Below are 15,846 nucleotides of genomic sequence, written 5' to 3'. Positions count from 1 at the left end.
GCTTGTCAACGAACGGAAGATGACCCGCATACGCATCGGACATCGCTGGAAACGCGAACCCTCGGCCTCCCCGCTGGATTCCATCGCACTGGAACTGGATGGAGTGGACCTTCTGTCCGGAGCGGTGGAGGAGTCCTTAGCAGAAGTAGTGCCCGCTTTGGTGCGCGCCGTGACCTCCCTGTACACGGGAGTCCAGGGAATGGCCCAGGTTTCTCTCGCGGAAGCCCACCTGGAGCTCGTGCTGAGGCGGGTGGGACCCCAGGTGGAGCTGCTCGTGGCCAACCTGGCCCGACCCGCCCGGCTCATGCGCCCCCCCGTGAAGGTGGACATGGACGAGCTGGTGGAGGCCGTCCGCACCACCGGAGCGCGATTCCTGGCGGACGTCACCCGGCTGGCCCCCAAGTCAGTCTCCTCCCCTCTGGCCCAGGCCCTCGCCGAGCCCCTCAAGCAGCTGGCCCGGCCCGCCCGGCCCCCGGAGGAAGAGCCCCACCGGCCCTCCGTGAAGCGGGTGGAGCCCCCTGCCCTCACCGGGTTCGGCTTCGAGCTGCGAGGCACCAGCCCCCGCGTCACCCGCGATGGAGGAAAGCGGGGCACGGCCGGGATGCTCGCCCCACTCCTGACCGCCGGTGAAGTCTGGCTCTCACTCCCGGGACGACCTGATGCCTGGAAGGTGCAGGCCCCGCCGTTCCTGACGGTGCTCGAGCTGTCGCGCCAGGCCGTGGAGCTCGCCCGCGCGGTGGAGCTGGGGGAGGCGCGCTTCGAGCTGGCTCCGGCGGGGACTCGGGCTCCGCTGCTGCTGGACCTCAAGGACGGCAAGGCCAAGGCGGGGCGCACGGGGACGTCGTTCGCGCTCACGGGCACGGACCTGGCCGCCGCCCTCTTCCACCTGGGCGAGGCGCTCGGCGCGGCCTTCGCGGAGGAAGACCGCACGCTGGTCGGCAACCCCTACCTGGTGGAGCTGGCGGACCGCTGCCGCGAGGGGCTCTCCCACCTGCGCGGCCCCGTGGAGCCTCCCGAGCGCACGGGCGCGGCCCGGGAGAAGCGCTCACGGTCGACGGGGAGCGCCTCGAAGCCGCTCAAGGTGCCCGGCCGACTGCGGAGGCTGCGCTTCGAGAAGCTGTGGGAGCAGCGCGGAATCGACGACGCGGAGGAGTCCCGGCTCCTGCTCGGCCGCCACGGCCCCGTCTGCTGCGCGCCACGAATCGCGGTGGCCTTCTCGCGCAAGGACGGCACGAGGCTCTGGAAGCGAGCCGCCCCCTTGGGCGTGGCCGCGTCGGCGGATGGCCACGCCATCGCGGCGGACTTGTCGCGCGTCTACGGCTTCACGGGCCGAGGCACGGGCGCGCGCTGGTTGCACGACCACGACGGAATCCCCCTGGGGCCCCTGCTCATGCGCAAGGACGGGCTGCTCCTCACGCTCTCCGAGGACCGCACCGTCGTCGCCTTCGCGGAAGCCACGGGCCGCGAGGTGTGGCGACTGGCCCCCCCGCGCACCCAGCGCAGCTGGCTCGCGACACAAGGCCATCGCGCCCTGGTGACCACGGACTCCGGCTACGTCTACGGCCTGGACCTCGAGGATGGACAGGTGCGCTTCCGCATGCGCGCGCCGCTGCCCTTCCATGGCCTCCCCGTGCCCTGGGGCCGGCGCTTCCTCGCGCTGCTGGGCCGAGGCTCCCGCTGGGCCCTGCTCCTGGCCGACGCGCACACCGGCGAAGCCGCGTGGACCCACGAGCCGGACCTCACGCACCCGTCCGCGCCGCTGCCCGTGGGCTCGCGCGTGTTCCTCGCGGGTGAGCGTGAACGCGAGGGCGTCCTGCTGTGCCTGGACAAGCAGGGGAAGCCCGTCTGGGAGCGGCCGCTGAACCTGGGCCCGGGTCCCTATGCGTTGTCCCCGCTCCCTCGCGCCGTCGTGGTGACGAGCGCCTCCGGAGCCGCGGCACGCGTCGCCGCGTCGGGCACCATCGACTGGCGCGTGGGCGCCGCGGGAGAGCCGCTCATCGGCGCGCTTCCGGCACGCACCGCGCGGGGCGTGACGCTGGTGCCCGGAGAGCGCGTGCGCGCGGTGGACCCGCGAGGAGGCCAGGTGCTGGCGGAGGTGCGCGCGGGGGTGGGGCTCGTCGCGCTCCAGGCGGACGTGCGCCTCAACCTCTTCTTCCTGGACGACACCGGCACGCTGTCCGCGTACCGGCTGGGCACCCACTTCACCGTCGTGGAGTGAGGAGAGCGCTTCGGGCTCTCCTCACGTCGCACGACTCAGTTCGCGGCGGCCTTCTTCGACGGGTCGATCTCCTCCTCGGGCCGCTCCTCCTGGGTCGCGCCCTCCCACGTCTCACCCGCCCCCAGCTTCCACTCGGAGGGGATGTCCAGCTTCCACGCGTAGGTGGCCATGACGTCACCGCCCGAGGCCGCACGCGACGACACGGTGGTCGTCATCTCCATCCGCGCCACTTCGTTCGGCATCAGGTCCAGGTCGTAGTGGCCCAGCACCATCTGCGGCGGGAACTCGGCGATGAAGCGCTCCGGGTGGTCGATCCTCATCGACGGGTCACTCCCGCGCATCTCCCCCAGCAGCTTCCCCTTCGCGTCGAGCAGCCGCCACACCGTGTCGAACGTCGCGCTGGTCACCATCTTGCGGACCTTGCCCTCGTCCTTGAGCTGCCGCTGGGCGCCCCACACCACCAGCTGCAACCGGACCTGCGGCTTGCCCATCACCATGATGACGTCCGAGGACACGATATCCAGGCGCATGCCCTTGTCCGTCGACGTCCACATCGGGCTGTAGCGGCCCTCGCGCAGGCTGTCGAAGATCTTCCGCGCGTAGTCGTAGAACGCCTTGCGGTCCCCGGCGCGCTCGTCCTTGCCGGTCTCCGCGCGCTTCTCCAGCTCCTGGAGATAGTTGTCGAAGTTCTTGTTGCCGTTGAACGCCTTCAGGTGGTCGTCCACCTGCTCGAAGTAGTTCTTGAAGAAGGGCTTGAGTTCCTCGCGGTACGTGTTCGCGTCCGGATTGGCGCGCATCCAACCCACGCGCTCGAGATAGTCGGCGTGGATGCGTTGGACGTCCGCCTCGCGCTGCGCCTCCTTGGTGCGGGCACTGGCGCTGCGGTAGCTCATGATGGCGCCCAGCAGCACACCAGCGACGAGGACAATGACTCCGAAATAGCGCTTCAAGCGGCAGTCTCCCTGTGCGGTGGAGCAGGCAGTGATATGAAAATTCCCCAACGTGATCCAGGCCACCGGCACCCACCTGTTCACCTCGCTCCTCCCTCTGGAGGAGGGCGAGCTCCTGCGCAACCCCCAGGTGGCCTGGGCGGCCTACGGAGAACCGTGCGACGGCAAAGCAGTGGTGTTGCTGCACGACCTGTCGCATTCGCACCGGGCAGTAGGTCCCGTGGAGGACTCCGCGTATCAGCCGTCCGGCTGGGCCCGTGAGCTGGTGGGGCCGGGGTTGCCGTTGGATCCCGACACCATGCCGGTCATCGTCCCCGGCTTGCTGGGCAGCCCGTTCGGCAGCACGTCACCGGCGACGGTGGACCTGGCCACGGGCGAGCGGCTGGGCCTGAGCCTGCCTCCGCTCACGGTGCTCGACATGGCGAGAGGCGTGTCGGCGCTCTTGAGGGCCCGAGGGCTGAACCACGTGCGAGCGCTGGTGGGCGTGGGGCTGGGCGCGCAGGTGGCGCTGCGGCTCGCGGCCCTCTTCCCCGACTTGTCGGACGCGGTGGTGGCCATCGGCGCGGCGCGGGCGCTCCCGGAGGGCGTGCGCGAGAAGCTGGGGCTGGCGTGGCAGCTGCTGCGCGCCGACCCGGACTTTCGCGAGGGCCTCTACGAGCCGGACGCCATGCCTCGCAAGACGATGCGGCGGCTGCGGCTGGACTTCCAGAAGCTCTTGTTCGGGCGCGAGTACCTGTCACGGCGCCACGCGGACGCGGAGGCGGTGCGCACCGCGCTCGAGGCAGAGGCCGAGTCCTTCTCGGAGACCTTCGATGCCTCCTCGTGGGCGACGCTCTGCTCGGCCTACGCGGGCTGCGACGTGGCGGACTGCTTCGCGCAGATTCGCGCGCGGGTGCTGCTGGTGGCGGGGAACTCGGACGTGCTGGCGCCGGTGAACCGGGTGCGGGACACGTACCACCTGCTCAGCGCCGCGGGCGTGAGCGCTCGGATGGTGGAGCTTCCGGGTCCGGGCGACCACGGGGCGCTCCTGTCCGAGCCGGAGCGACTGCGTGCGCCGCTGGGAGACTTCCTGCGGCGCGTGGGCTGAGCGAGCGCTACTCGCGAGGCTGCGGCGCGGAGAGCTTCCCCCGCAGCGCGCCCACCAGCATGCTGATGGCGATCTCGTTGTTGCCGCCGTGCGGAATGATGATGTCCGCGAAGTGCTTGGACGGCTCCACGAAGCCCATGTGCATGGGGCGCACGTGGCGCAGGTACTGGCTGACGACGTGGTCGAAGTCGCGGCCCCGGTCCTTGATGTCACGGGTGAGGCGCCGGAGGATCCGCAGGTCGTCGTCCGCGTCGACGTAGATCTTCACGTCCATCTCATCGCGCACTTCCTTCATGTGAAGGACGAGGATGCCCTCGATGAGGATGATGTCCCCCGGGTCCACGCCCATGGTGCGGGGCTGACGCGACGAGGTGACGAAGTCGTAGACCGGCTTCTGGATGGGACGCCCCGCCTTCAACTCCCGCAGGTGTCGCACCAGCAACTCAATGTCGAACGCATCGGGATGGTCGAAGTTGACCTCCCGGCGGTCGGCGATGGGGAGGTCCTTCAGGTCCCGGTAGTACGAGTCCTGATCAATGAAGGCCACGCGGCAATCGGCAAGCGCCTCACGGACCTTTCGGGCGACGGTGGTCTTGCCGGACGCGGTGCCACCCGCGATTCCGATAACGAGGGGTGACGACGTCATTGCGGCGCGACCTACCTTACCGGACGAGCCTGTGCAAGGGGGCGCTCTACTCCAGATGTATCACCCAGGCGGATCAGCCGGTGCCAGAGGCCCTCGGCGAGCACCTCCGGGGGCACGGATTCCACCGCCCGAGGCCGTGAGCCCAGCTCCCGGAGCAGCTCCGCCAGCCCCCTCGAGACGTTCAGCACCTCATGGCCGGGGGCCTTCCGTCGGACGGCGAAGCTCCAGGGCTCCGCACCGGGGCGCCGTGCCACCTGGGCCAACGCCTCCAGTCCCGACAGGTCCAGCTCCCCGCAAGCCCACGCACGGGCGGTGAGATGCCTGCGTACAGTGCGCGCCGCGAAGACCAGCTCGGAGAGATTCACGGGGAAGCTGGCGGGACGGGCCTCCTCCGTCAGCCCCACCTGCCCTGGTGCCGGAGGGGGCGCGGCCTTCATGAAGGCGGTGGGGACAAGCATCTCCAGGCTCAGGGCGGCGGAGGCACCGTCATCGGGTTGCTCCCGCAACCGGCGCATCGCCCAGGCCGAGAAGACCTGCGTCAGCGAGCGCCCTCCCCCCTCGAAGAGGTTCCGGTACTCTCGCGAGGCCGTGAAGGCGGCCAGCTGCGCCCGGGTCCCGGCGAGCAGCAGCCGTGATAGCGGCCAGTCCTTATCCAGCGTCTCGGCCACCACGGCCAGGCGGAAGTCCTGGTCCGCCAGGGTCCCCTCGGGGTCCTCGACCTTCTCCGCGGGCACGACCGCGTGGCCCGCCTCGAAGAGCTCCCAGGGGCGACTCTCCCCGGTGAGCGGAGGCACGGCGAGGGACTCCGGGGGGCGCAGCTGAAGCGGAGGACGGGCGCCCTGGGGGACGAGCCGGCGCAGCCTCTTCAGGGAGAGCTGGGCCACCTCGGCCGGGTGGCCATCGCCCTCGAAGGTGACGGCCCGGAGCGAGGCACACCGCGGCAAGACGGATTCCAGGAGCTGGAACAGCTCCTCGCGCACGGGCTGCGAGTGGTCATCCACGTAGAACGCGCGCGCGCCTCGCCGCGACACGACGCCGCCGGCGATGTGGATCTCGACCACCTGCTCGAGCGGGAAGCCATCGAGTCCCGCGTCCAAGGGCAGCCCCGAGGAGAGCTGGTGGCTGAAGAGGTGCCCCAGGTCCAACAGCAGCGGCAGTCCCGTGCGGGCATGCAGCTTCGCCATGAAGTCGAGGACGTGCCACTGGCCCCGCCGTGCCATGACCGCGGGATTCTCCAGCACGAGGGGCATGGAGAGCTGCGACTGGACATGGAGCGCATGCGCCACGCAGTCGGCCAGACCCGCCTCGCTGAACGGAGGTGTGAGGTAGAGGTAGCCCGGGAAGGGCTGGCCTCGCGAGTGCCACCACCCCACGTCGTTGCCCACCCACGGGCTGCCCACGGTGCGGGCATGGGCATCCAGCGCCTGGAGCGCCGAGACAGGCTCCAGCTCCGGCCCCCACAGGTTGAGGTGCACGGGGTGGAAGAGCACGGGGACCTCGGCGCGCCGGCTCCACATCTCGGAGAACAGGCTCGCCTGGGTGCGCGCCTCATCGAGGGAGAGCGGCGCGCTGTACTCGACGAAGTCGAAGAGGCCCGGAGCGGAGTCCAGCAGCCGGTAGGGCTGAGGCACATCCGAGGTGCTCAGGTTGCTGCTCAGCCCCAGGCCGCGCCAGGGCAACGTCCATGCATCCGAAACAGCCTGCGTCATGCGGCGGAACCTAATCCACCGCTCCCGGATTTGGCTCGGAGTTGGTGAGCCGCCGAGCAAGCCACTCCCCCCACCCCAGTGGCCCGCCCTTGGGATTCTCTCGGGCGTACTCGTGGAATCGAGCCAGGAAGGCCCGCCGCTCGGCGATGAACGGTGCCTTGGGACTGGCGGGGTCGGCCGCCTTGCGCACGTCATAGCCCCCCAGACGTGCCTGGCGGTCCAGCAAGGCGTCCAGCGAGACGTGCCGGGCGTTGTGGAGCATGTCGAGCAGACACATGAACGTGGCGGTCCGCCCCTTGCCTCCTCGGCAATGCAGGTGGAGATGGGCTCGCTCGTCCAGCCCGCGCACCCATTGGATGAAGCTGTCCACGGTGGTGTCCCGAGGGCGGGTGTGGTCGGTGACGGGGAACCGGGCGTAGCGACCCGGGAGAAGGTCGAAGGCCCGCGCTTCGTCCATCACCGAATGACACTCCCAATCACGAGAGGACGGAGGCGCGCGTCCCTTCACGCCCGCCACGTCATTCACCCTCACGCGAGGTGACCGCGAGAGCAGGAGCAGACGCTGATGCTCGAGCGACTGCGCCTCCGCGTCGGACAGCCCCGCGGCGCCCCAGTTGGATTCGGCATACCAACTCACCGCCGCTCCGTTCAGGAAGCCATGGGACTCCTGACGGAGGTCCACGACATGGAGCAGCTCCCGAGGCACCTCCGCGATCCGCCGCACGACGTCTTGATATCCCGAGACCGAGAGCTGCGCGCTCCCCGAGCAACGCAGCACCTCTAGCCCTCGCATCTCGAGGCCCCCCATGTCCGGAGGCTGCGTCGTCGACCGGAACTGGCGAGCCTCCGCGCCGTCGTCGTCGAGTACGAGCGGGGCGGAGGACGCATCTGCGGCGAGTGGAGGGATGAGCATGGGTGCCTCGACTATCGCTCCACCGCTTCCCTTCCGCCTACGTCCGAACAGTCCACGCCTTCATGCTCAGGCCCACGTATTCACCTCTGGCGCGGTGGCGTCGACGTCATCCGTCGTGCTCCACCTCGGAATGACCGTGCCTGGGAAGTCAACCAGTGCGGCCTCTCGAGACTTGGCGAGCTCGGACTTGAATGCATGGAGGACGGGCTGCCCCGTCTTCCCGAAGAGCTTGATGCACGTCGACCAGAAGGTAGACACATTCGTCTGCCCCTCGGGCGAGGCGTCGAGGACCGCACTCCACACGGGGTCTTCAGCGGGACGAGGAAGACCGCGCAGGTCTCGCACCGTCGTGTCGACGTAGGTCCCCTGGAAGGTCTCGAACATGGTGTGAAAGCCACTCACCCGCTTGTCGTAATACAAGCGCCAGAGCACCGAGTACCCTGCGGAGATGACAAGCCCCAGGGGAATCGCATCAAGCGACTTCTCGCGCTTCGCGAGCTCGAGCCAGGCCAGGATGCGCCCTTGGTTGTGACCCGAAGTCCCCGCATACAGCGGCGCAAGCATCAACCTGGATGAAATCACGTTGGGACACAACTCGTTGCGAGACCAGCCAGACGCGAACGGAAAGAGGTCCCTGGGCCCATGTCCAGGCTCATGGGGCACCGCCGCGGGGTGTTGTTTCATCTTCACATCCCAGCCACCGATTCCCACACTCTTGTCGGACAGCGTCTTCAGTGCCGACTCCTTGAACTGGATCCGCCAGTGCTCGGACTCGAGCTTCCCATCGAACATGATGCGCGGCAGATCACTGATGAGGACCTGATTCCTCACCACCGGAGGGAGCAGTCGCCAGCGGCGATACTCGTCCCCCTTATTGAACAACTTGAAGTCATCGATGAGCTTGCGCTCGTCACTCCCTTCCTTGGTCATTGCCTCGCCCAAGGCATCGTAGAGCGCCCCCAGGACGAGAGGCCTTGCGGTATCTTCGTCAGTCCGCTCCAACGGCTTGCCCCTCAGGTAGTACGGCAGATACTCCCACTGCTTGAACCTGGGCGCAGGGGTGCGCGAACTGTCACTCAAGGCCTGTGCCGCGGCCTGGAGCATCTGTTGCTGGTAGTCCACCAGTGCTTTGCTGCGCAGCAAGGACAGCACCGCGAGCTTCTCGATGGACCGTGATGGCCAGGAAGTGACCTCCCCCACCAGGGCGCGCGCGGCCTCTGTCACATTGCGGTAGATCTGGCTCCGGTCTCGCCGGCCAGCGACATTCATCCCCTTGAAGAAGTCCAACGCCTCCAGGTCGCCCAGGGCCTTCTTGTCGAGGGCGAGCTTCTTCCAGACTTGTTCATACTGTCCGTCTGGCCCGTCCACGGTGGCTCGATGTGCCCTGCGGTCACTGATGCCAATGCTCCCGGATAGCGGACTGAGCCAGACCTTGAGCAGCTTCACATAGTGAGCCTGGACTTCTTTGGTGACGAACTCCTCTCCTTGAATCTTGAAGTCGACACCCCACACTTCGGTGGCGCGGGCCATGAGCGCCGCACACATTTTGTCCGTCGCCGCTTCGCGAAGCAGGCGCTTCCCGAAGTCCATGGGGTCGGCATCCAGGCGGTACCACGGAACAATCTCTCGAGCGTCGACGGCCAGCTTCTTGAACTTCGACGTGTATCGCGTGGTCTTGTCCAGGAAGATGACGTCAGTGATAGGCGTCGTGATGACGTCGTTCGACTCGCTCGGGGCCTTCAAGAAAATCAGCATCTCGTCGCGCCACTCCTTCCAGCGAGATGCGCTGAGCAAGCCCCATACCGAATCCCGTGAGCTGCGGGCTTCCGCCCGAAGCCTGAGTCCCTGCGTTCCAACTCAACGCAACCGCGTCCGGGCAAGACGCAGCCCCGGCCCCTGCCCTCCGGTACGAGTCCAGGCACGGGCTGCGGCCCACTGCGTTTCACTCCTGTCTGGGCTTCGCCGTGAGCGGCAGACCCAGACACAGTGGAATCCACGTAGGGGGCAAACATGAAGACCGCACTACTGACGATGTTCATCGGGCTGTGTCTGGGCGCAGGGGCATCCATCGCAGCGGAGTCCCACGATGACACCGACATCCTGGAAGAGAGCGATGCAGATCTGGCTCCATCCTGCGATGCCTGTCTCGATGGGTACGACCGGTGTCTGGAGGGTTGTGGCGAGAACGACCCCACCTGTGAAGCCAGGTGCCTGCGACTGTTCACGCCCTGCTTCCGAAACTGCATCTGACGCCTGACCCAGCACGGCAGACGTCACCCGCACACCAGCATCCGCGCCGGACCGGACGGGCAACTTCAGCCACGCCCGGCCCGACGCCCGGGGGAGGAGTCAGCAGCGCCAACATCCCCCACGGCAGCCGCAACTGGACTTCAGGACGCGGCTCAAGACATCCCCCCGCGGCGAAGATCTCGAGTGCCACAATCAGCCAGGTGGAATGTGCCCTGGCGGCTCATGCGCGAAACGACCCGAGCACCAACATAGTTCGCGAAGTCCGAGGCCGCACCCTCTCGCCGCTGCACGGAGAGCTGGGTGGTGTACGCCGTCACGAAGCCGGGCGTGTCCCGCCTGTCCACCAGCGCCTCGAGAAACTCCCGGTGGCGAGGGCCCAGCTCCTCGCCTTGCACTCCCCCCACGTCATCCAGCACCAGGACACGCACCCGGTGGACCCGATGGAGCAGCTGCCCGTCCTCGCCCTCGGTCTCGCTGGCGCGGAGCAACTGCGACCAGCGGACGAAGAGCGCCGCATCGGCGTCCCACTTCGGCATCCGCTGCCCCGCGCTCATCTCGTCGCGCACCGCGAGGCGGAAGAGGTGACATGCCCCCGTCGTCTTCCCCACCCCAGTGCCACCGGAGAGCAGCAGCGTCCGCAGCCCCTCCTGCAGGACGTACCGTGCCGCGCGGATCGCGGGGGTATCGAGCACCTTGTCTCCAGAGAGAGCCGCCACGGTCTCCGCCGGCACATGACACTGCCGCAGGTGCTCTGGCCACGCGGCAACCTGGGAGGCCTCATGCCGGGCCCTCTCCGCCGCCTCGGCCTGTCGCCGCTCCACCTCCCGCTGCTTCCAGTCGGCCTCGAGCTGGGCCAGTCCCGCAGCGGGCTTCTCGCGGGCCTGCGTCATCGCCTTGCGCAGCAGGTCCGCCAGGCGCTGGGGCCCCTGCTGCGGTGGCGTGGGCGCTGCCTTCTTCTCGTCATCACTCATGGCCGGTCCACCCTCCCCTCACTGTAGCTGCTCGCGCCGCGCCATAGGCTCGACACACTCGGGGAGCACGCCAGCGGCACCCTGCCTCTTCCCAAGCGAGGCCCCTCCAGCACACAGGCCGCGGAGGCCAGACGCAACGCACCCTCGAGGTACGCCGCCCCTCCACACGTCGCCCCCATGACACGGCGAAGTCTCGGGAACCTTTCGCCACGGGTTGCTGTCCGACTCCCCAGCGATTCCTTCCTGAACCTGGAGGCAGTGGATGAGACGGAACCCCTTGGCCGTCACGGGTGTCGTGTGCGCATTCGCGGTGGGCAGCACGCTCTCCGCCTGTCGACCCAACGAGCCCGCAAGCCCCCCGCCTCCTCCGTCGATGACGGCGTCGAAGGCCCCCTCGGAAGCCCCCCTTCCTCCGGACGTGCGCACAGCCAGCCAGGCACCTTCGACGCCGGAGAAGCCCCGCGCCCCCATGGGAGAGGCCAGCGCCCCTGCCCCATCCGGCGCGATGACCGGCTCCGACCGACAAGCCTTGGAGCAGAGCATGAAGCGCATGTTCGCGCCTGGGAGGAAGGCCCCTTCGGCCTCGGGGCTCGGCGCCGTGGGCACAGGGGCCGGAGGCGGAGGCGGAGGCCTTGGGATGAGAGGGTCCTCCAGCGGGAGCGTCAGCGCCAACGAGGCAGCCATCATCCTCGGGGGGAAACGCGCGGAGCCCACTTCCGCCGAGCTCATCCGCCGCTCCGCCCAGCGCGGCGCACCCAGCGGTGATGCTGAATCCTCCTCCGAGCCCAGCGCCGCGTCCTTCAAGGACTACGGCGTGAATCCCTTCGTGACGGCACAGGAGGATCGCCTCTCCACCTTCGCGGTGGACGTGGACACCGCCTCCTACACCCTCACGCGTCGCATCCTGATGTCGGGCAGCCTCCCGCCTCGAGAGGCCGTGCGGGTGGAGGAGATGCTCAACTACTTCCGCTACACCTATCCCGAGCCCACCCCCAGCGACGGCCCGTTCGCCGTGCACCTGGATGCCGCGCCGTCCCCCTTCACGCAAGGACGCCACCTGCTGCGCGTGGGGGTCCAGGGCAAGCGGCTCAGCCTCGCCGAGCGCAAGCCCGCGCACCTCACCTTCCTCGTCGACGTCTCCGGCTCCATGCAGTCACCCGACCGCCTGCCCCTGGCCAAGCGCGCCTTGAGGATGCTGGTGGACAACCTCCGCGATGGAGACACTGTCGCGCTCGTCACGTATGCGGGCGCCGTCCGACGCGTCCTGCCCCCCACGGGCATGGAGCGCAAGGCGCTCATCCACGCCGCCATCGAGGACCTCACCGCATCGGGCTCCACCGCGATGGGCTCCGGTATCGCGCTCGCCTACGAGGAAGCGATGAAGACCCTCGATGGCACCTCCACCTCGCGCGTCATCATCCTCTCGGATGGAGACGCCAACGTGGGGAAGACCTCACACGAGGAGATCCTCAAGGCCATCCGAGGCTTCGTGAAGGAGGGCATCACCCTCACCACGGTGGGCTTCGGCATGAGCAACTACAAGGACACGATGATGGAGCAGCTCGCGAACCAGGGGAACGGCAACAACTTCTACGTGGATTCCCTGATGGCCGCCCGCCGTGTCTTCCAGGAACAGCTCGGCGGCACCCTCGAAGTCATCGCGCAGGACGTGAAGATTCAGGTGGAGTTCGACCCCAAGCAGGTCACCCGCTATCGGCTCATCGGCTACGAGAACCGCGCCATCGCGGACCAGAGCTTTCGCGACGACCGCGTCGACGCGGGCGAGCTGGGCTCCGGTCACACCGTCACCGCGCTGTACGAGCTGGAGCTCGAGCCCGACGCGGGCGAGGGCCTGGCCACGGTGCGCGTGCGCGCGAAGAAGCCTCGCGGAACGACCGCCTCCGAGCGTGCGTACCGCTTCCATGCGAGCGCACTCGCGAAGACGTTCAAGGCGGCCCCCGCGGACCTGCGCTTCGCGACCGCGGTGATGGGCGCGGCGGAGCTGTTCCGTCGCAGTCCTCACGCGGAAGCGTGGAGCCTGGAGGCCGTGCAGGAGATGGCTCGCGCCGCGACCCCCGCGGGCAATGCGGAGCGTGAAGAATTCCTCGCGCTGTTGGCGCAAGCACGGCCCTTGATGCGCAGCGTGGCCGCGCGCTGAACAGAAACGCACGCCCGCCTGCCGCTCCACGTCTTCGCATCGGAAAGCCTGAGGTACACTCCGCCCTCCACCCCTACCCCGGAGCCCTCCGATGCACTCCGCCACCCAGGCCGAGATCGACGAGTCCCATGCGCAATTCAGAGGCGCGTGGCGGAGGATGGCCCTTGGGAGTCGCGCGGGCGAAGTGGTGGAGCGCCCGGAGGTCTATCTCGCCGCGTGTCATGTCGCGTGGGACATGATGAACACGGCGTTCCTCCGTGCCCCCGTGGAGTCCGAGCAGGGCCTGGCCGCGGCCGCCGCCTCCGCGGCCCGCTACTTCTCCATGGGCAAGCACCCCTGGTCCTTCATCGTGTCGGAGGACTGGCTGTCGCCCCAGGTGAGAGCCCAGGCCGCGTCCATCCTCGCCTGGTACAAGCTCAAGCCCCTCACCAGCGTCACCGGCATGGTGTGCGACCGGCTCGCCGAGCCCACCCGTCCGCCCTCTCCCATGGACGTCCGCCCCGTCGTCAACGCGTGGGGGCGTCAGGCCGTGGCCGACATCAACGCGCTCTCGTACGACATGCCTCGGGAGCTCGGCCGCGAGGCGATGGACGTGGAGAGCTTCTTCGGCACGGAGTCTCGCGGCTTCGTCGCATGTCAGGGCGACGCCGCCGCGAGCAGCTCGGTGGTGATGCGCGTGGACGGTGTCGCGTACATCGCCTTGGTCGCCACCCGCCCCGAGCACCGCCGCATCGGCGCCGCGGAGTCCGCCATGCGCCGCGCGCTGAGCGAAGCGCGTGAGAGCTGGGGCATCGAGCGCAGCGTGCTCCACGCCACCGAGGCCGGCTTCCCGCTCTACACCCGCCTGGGCTACCGCCCCGTGACGCGCTTCACCATCTACAGCGCACCCGCCCCGGGCCTGAGCTGAACGTTTCGACGCTCGCGGAGTCATCCGGACCCGCGATGCAAAAAAGACCCGCCACGCAAAGACTCCACGTGGCCCGGTATCTTTTTCTACCGGCTCTGAAAGCGCGTGACTCCACCACAAGAGAGAGCACGCGACGGATGACGGAAGCCGAGCCGTCTGCTCGTGAATCCGTGAGGCTGTGGCACACTTGCCACCCAGGGGGTTGCAGGAGCGCCGCGGCGCACGGGAGTCCCCACATGGCGACGTGGAATGACCTCATCCTCGCGACGCCCCGGCAGGTGGGCGGAAAGCTGCAGGATGAAGGTCCCGTGGCGCTCCTCGAGGCGCTGCTCGGGACCGAGGGTGAGCAGTTGGTGCTCCTGGGCCACCTGCCGCGCGAGCCACACCTGCTGCGCCAGGGGGCCTTTCATGAAGGCCGCAATCACCTGGAGGCCGCCGCGAAGCCCCAGTGCTCGCGCGACGAGCGGCTGGAGCACCTCAAGTCCGCGAGCCTCTGCTTCACCCAAGCGTTGAGTGCTGAACGAGACGCCGCGCGCGTCTCCCTGCTCGTGCTGCACGTGGCGATGTGCCGGCTGCTCCTCGGCGTGCCCAAGGAGTCACGCGAGTGGCTGACGATGGCGCATCAGGGCGCGGCGGAGACGCTCAAGGACATCCTCACCGAGGCGACGGGTGCGCAGGGCTTCACGCGCAATCGCTACCTGGGAGGCATGCTCAACTTCGTCATCTACTTCACCAGCTCCGCCACGCTCGGCGCGGGGTATCTGTTCTGGGACCGGGTGATGAGCAAGCGCGCGGACAAGGTGCTGCGCCGGGCCCTGACGCGCATGGAGCCGCTGGCCGCGTATGTCGACGCGCTCCGGGAGCTCCGCTTCCGCTTGGGCGAGCCCACCACGGGCGTGCCTCGCTACCAGGTCGCGCACACCCTGGATGCGGGACGCTGGGTGACCCGCGTCACCCTGCGCATCCTCGTGGGCGAAGACGAGGCCGAGGACTTCAACGGCCACGACTCCCGCCGCGTCTCCAGGACCGGCTCCGAGCGCTCGACGACGGTCATCCGGTGACCCCCGGCACACCGCCTCCGACGCCGAATAGACAGACACACACGAAGTGAACACTGTCGCGTCACATGCTAGAGAGCCTCCAGACCTCGCGACCGGGATAACGACATGACCGCGCCTGCTGGAAGACTCCTTGCCCTCGCCCTCTTTCTCACCTCATCGACGTCCTTCGCCATCGAGCAGTGGGCGGACGGACGCGCGGTGCTCCACTCGTGCCTCTACGCCAGCTCCTACGAGGCCGAGGTCCGGATGTCCTACCGGAACCTCACGCTGCCCTGGGGCACGTCCGTCTACCTCGTCCACGGCTGGGGCGGCTTCAACAACGGCGTCGCCTTCGACTGGGACGACACGCAGACGCTCGCCGTCCCCGCGTCCGCACCGTGGACCTGGGCGGTGACGTTCCGGAAGACCACCTCCACGCGCAGCTCGCCCAAGTGGTACGAGCAGCTCCAGTACGTCTGGAAGGTCGTCCTGCCCGACGGCTCCGTGTTCTACGAGAAGGGCAACGACTCCGCCTGGGGCTACTACTCCGCGGACCTGCGCGATATCGCCCAGCGCCCCTGTACGTCGGACGACAACTTCATCGGCCCGCCGTTCCCCCTCGGCATCACCTCTGTCGTGAAGGACTGAGCAGCCCCCGCGTCACACCTGGACCCACACTCCCGGTGTCTGGCTAGTCAGGTTTTCCCGGGACGGCACGTCAGACCCCTCCGCCATAGTTCCTGAAGGAGGGAGATGGTGACGACTCAATCGTTGTTGGTGTTCGTGCCGGTGGTCCTCGCGCTCGTCGCGGCAGTGACCATCCGGCGCCCGCGTCGGCGGACGCGACGTATCAAGGCTCGCGAGGAGTATCCGCCGTACTCCTCGCCCCAAGTGATGGGCTGATCCAGGACGACGTCCTGGTGCCCCCGGGACGAGCGCCTCCCAAGAGGTCGCTCGTCCCGTCCCTTCCCCCCTGAAAACCCCGGTCCTGGTGCCT

Annotated in this window: 13 protein-coding genes; 7 read left to right on the top strand and 6 right to left on the bottom strand. The window is 68.4% G+C overall.

What is annotated here, in order from left to right:
* Nucleotides 1-19 precede the first annotated feature (19 nt).
* Entirely contained in the window at nucleotides 20-2,218 is a 2,199-nt protein-coding gene (locus MYSTI_RS18795; RefSeq protein WP_015349362.1) for a BamB-related PQQ repeat family beta-propellar protein, read from the top strand.
* Between the two features lie 35 nt (nucleotides 2,219-2,253).
* Here the strand turns inward: MYSTI_RS18795 and MYSTI_RS18790 are convergent, their stop codons facing one another.
* Entirely contained in the window at nucleotides 2,254-3,168 is a 915-nt protein-coding gene (locus tag MYSTI_RS18790) for a hypothetical protein (RefSeq protein ID WP_044280891.1), read from the bottom strand.
* Nucleotides 3,169-3,220: 52 nt separating this feature from the next.
* Here MYSTI_RS18790 and MYSTI_RS18785 point away from each other — a divergent pair, with 52 nt between their 5' ends.
* The gene (locus MYSTI_RS18785; RefSeq protein ID WP_015349360.1) at nucleotides 3,221-4,255 is read left to right on the top strand and encodes an alpha/beta fold hydrolase; all 1,035 of its coding nucleotides are present in this window, start codon (nucleotides 3,221-3,223) and stop codon (nucleotides 4,253-4,255) included.
* 7 nt (nucleotides 4,256-4,262) lie between these two features.
* On the opposite strand, the gene udk is transcribed toward MYSTI_RS18785, so the two are convergent.
* The 5 genes from udk to MYSTI_RS18755 all read right to left on the bottom strand — a co-directional run bounded on the left by udk (nucleotide 4,263) and on the right by MYSTI_RS18755 (nucleotide 10,744).
* Nucleotides 4,263-4,901 carry a uridine kinase gene (gene udk, locus MYSTI_RS18780; protein ID WP_015349359.1) on the bottom strand — a complete coding sequence of 213 codons (639 nt, stop codon included), beginning with the start codon at nucleotides 4,899-4,901 and terminating at the stop codon, nucleotides 4,263-4,265.
* 11 nt (nucleotides 4,902-4,912) lie between these two features.
* Nucleotides 4,913-6,610, bottom strand: coding sequence for an MbnB/TglH/ChrH family RiPP precursor modification enzyme (locus MYSTI_RS18775; RefSeq protein WP_015349358.1), 1,698 nt, complete (start codon nucleotides 6,608-6,610; stop codon nucleotides 4,913-4,915).
* Nucleotides 6,611-6,620: 10 nt separating this feature from the next.
* Nucleotides 6,621-7,523 (bottom strand): phosphatase domain-containing protein, encoded by a 903-nt coding sequence (locus MYSTI_RS18770; RefSeq protein ID WP_015349357.1) that lies wholly within the window; start codon nucleotides 7,521-7,523, stop codon nucleotides 6,621-6,623.
* A gap of 66 nt (nucleotides 7,524-7,589) precedes the next feature.
* Complete coding sequence (locus tag MYSTI_RS18765; RefSeq protein WP_015349356.1) at nucleotides 7,590-9,278, bottom strand: hypothetical protein; 1,689 nt, start codon at nucleotides 9,276-9,278, stop codon at nucleotides 7,590-7,592.
* A gap of 647 nt (nucleotides 9,279-9,925) precedes the next feature.
* Nucleotides 9,926-10,744, bottom strand: coding sequence for an ATP-binding protein (locus MYSTI_RS18755; RefSeq protein WP_015349355.1), 819 nt, complete (start codon nucleotides 10,742-10,744; stop codon nucleotides 9,926-9,928).
* Nucleotides 10,745-11,381: 637 nt separating this feature from the next.
* Here MYSTI_RS18755 and MYSTI_RS18750 point away from each other — a divergent pair.
* The 5 genes from MYSTI_RS18750 (at nucleotide 11,382) to MYSTI_RS43860 (ending at nucleotide 15,752) form a co-directional block, all read left to right on the top strand.
* Nucleotides 11,382-12,902 (top strand): vWA domain-containing protein, encoded by a 1,521-nt coding sequence (locus tag MYSTI_RS18750; RefSeq protein WP_015349353.1) that lies wholly within the window; start codon nucleotides 11,382-11,384, stop codon nucleotides 12,900-12,902.
* 157 nt (nucleotides 12,903-13,059) lie between these two features.
* Nucleotides 13,060-13,809, top strand: coding sequence for a GNAT family N-acetyltransferase (locus tag MYSTI_RS18745; RefSeq protein WP_233278312.1), 750 nt, complete (start codon nucleotides 13,060-13,062; stop codon nucleotides 13,807-13,809).
* Between the two features lie 236 nt (nucleotides 13,810-14,045).
* Nucleotides 14,046-14,870, top strand: coding sequence for a hypothetical protein (locus MYSTI_RS18740; protein WP_015349351.1), 825 nt, complete (start codon nucleotides 14,046-14,048; stop codon nucleotides 14,868-14,870).
* A 105-nt stretch (nucleotides 14,871-14,975) separates the two neighbouring features.
* Nucleotides 14,976-15,497: a hypothetical protein gene (locus MYSTI_RS18735; RefSeq protein ID WP_015349350.1), complete on the top strand. Its 522-nt coding sequence runs from the start codon at nucleotides 14,976-14,978 to the stop codon at nucleotides 15,495-15,497.
* A 105-nt stretch (nucleotides 15,498-15,602) separates the two neighbouring features.
* Nucleotides 15,603-15,752: a hypothetical protein gene (locus MYSTI_RS43860; RefSeq protein ID WP_169558647.1), complete on the top strand. Its 150-nt coding sequence runs from the start codon at nucleotides 15,603-15,605 to the stop codon at nucleotides 15,750-15,752.
* Nucleotides 15,753-15,846: the final 94 nt, after the last annotated feature.

Origin of the sequence: Myxococcus stipitatus DSM 14675, from assembly GCF_000331735.1 — a bacterium.
Taxonomy (GTDB): Bacteria; Myxococcota; Myxococcia; order Myxococcales; family Myxococcaceae; genus Myxococcus; species Myxococcus stipitatus.
The sequence above is the reverse complement of the archived record's forward strand: the minus strand, read 5'-3'. Positions and strand labels throughout refer to the sequence as shown.

Coding starts and splice junctions, on each gene's coding strand:
- MYSTI_RS18795 (WP_015349362.1), top strand. CDS start 20: ATGACCCGCATACGCATCGGACATCGCTGGAAACGCGAACCCTCGGCC.
- udk (WP_015349359.1), bottom strand. CDS start 4,901: ATGACGTCGTCACCCCTCGTTATCGGAATCGCGGGTGGCACCGCGTCC.
- MYSTI_RS18775 (WP_015349358.1), bottom strand. CDS start 6,610: ATGACGCAGGCTGTTTCGGATGCATGGACGTTGCCCTGGCGCGGCCTG.
- MYSTI_RS18770 (WP_015349357.1), bottom strand. CDS start 7,523: ATGCTCATCCCTCCACTCGCCGCAGATGCGTCCTCCGCCCCGCTCGTA.
- MYSTI_RS18765 (WP_015349356.1), bottom strand. CDS start 9,278: ATGCTGATTTTCTTGAAGGCCCCGAGCGAGTCGAACGACGTCATCACG.
- MYSTI_RS18755 (WP_015349355.1), bottom strand. CDS start 10,744: ATGAGTGATGACGAGAAGAAGGCAGCGCCCACGCCACCGCAGCAGGGG.
- MYSTI_RS18750 (WP_015349353.1), top strand. CDS start 11,382: ATGAGAGGGTCCTCCAGCGGGAGCGTCAGCGCCAACGAGGCAGCCATC.
- MYSTI_RS18745 (WP_233278312.1), top strand. CDS start 13,060: ATGGCCCTTGGGAGTCGCGCGGGCGAAGTGGTGGAGCGCCCGGAGGTC.
- MYSTI_RS18740 (WP_015349351.1), top strand. CDS start 14,046: ATGGCGACGTGGAATGACCTCATCCTCGCGACGCCCCGGCAGGTGGGC.
- MYSTI_RS18735 (WP_015349350.1), top strand. CDS start 14,976: ATGACCGCGCCTGCTGGAAGACTCCTTGCCCTCGCCCTCTTTCTCACC.
- MYSTI_RS43860 (WP_169558647.1), top strand. CDS start 15,603: ATGGTGACGACTCAATCGTTGTTGGTGTTCGTGCCGGTGGTCCTCGCG.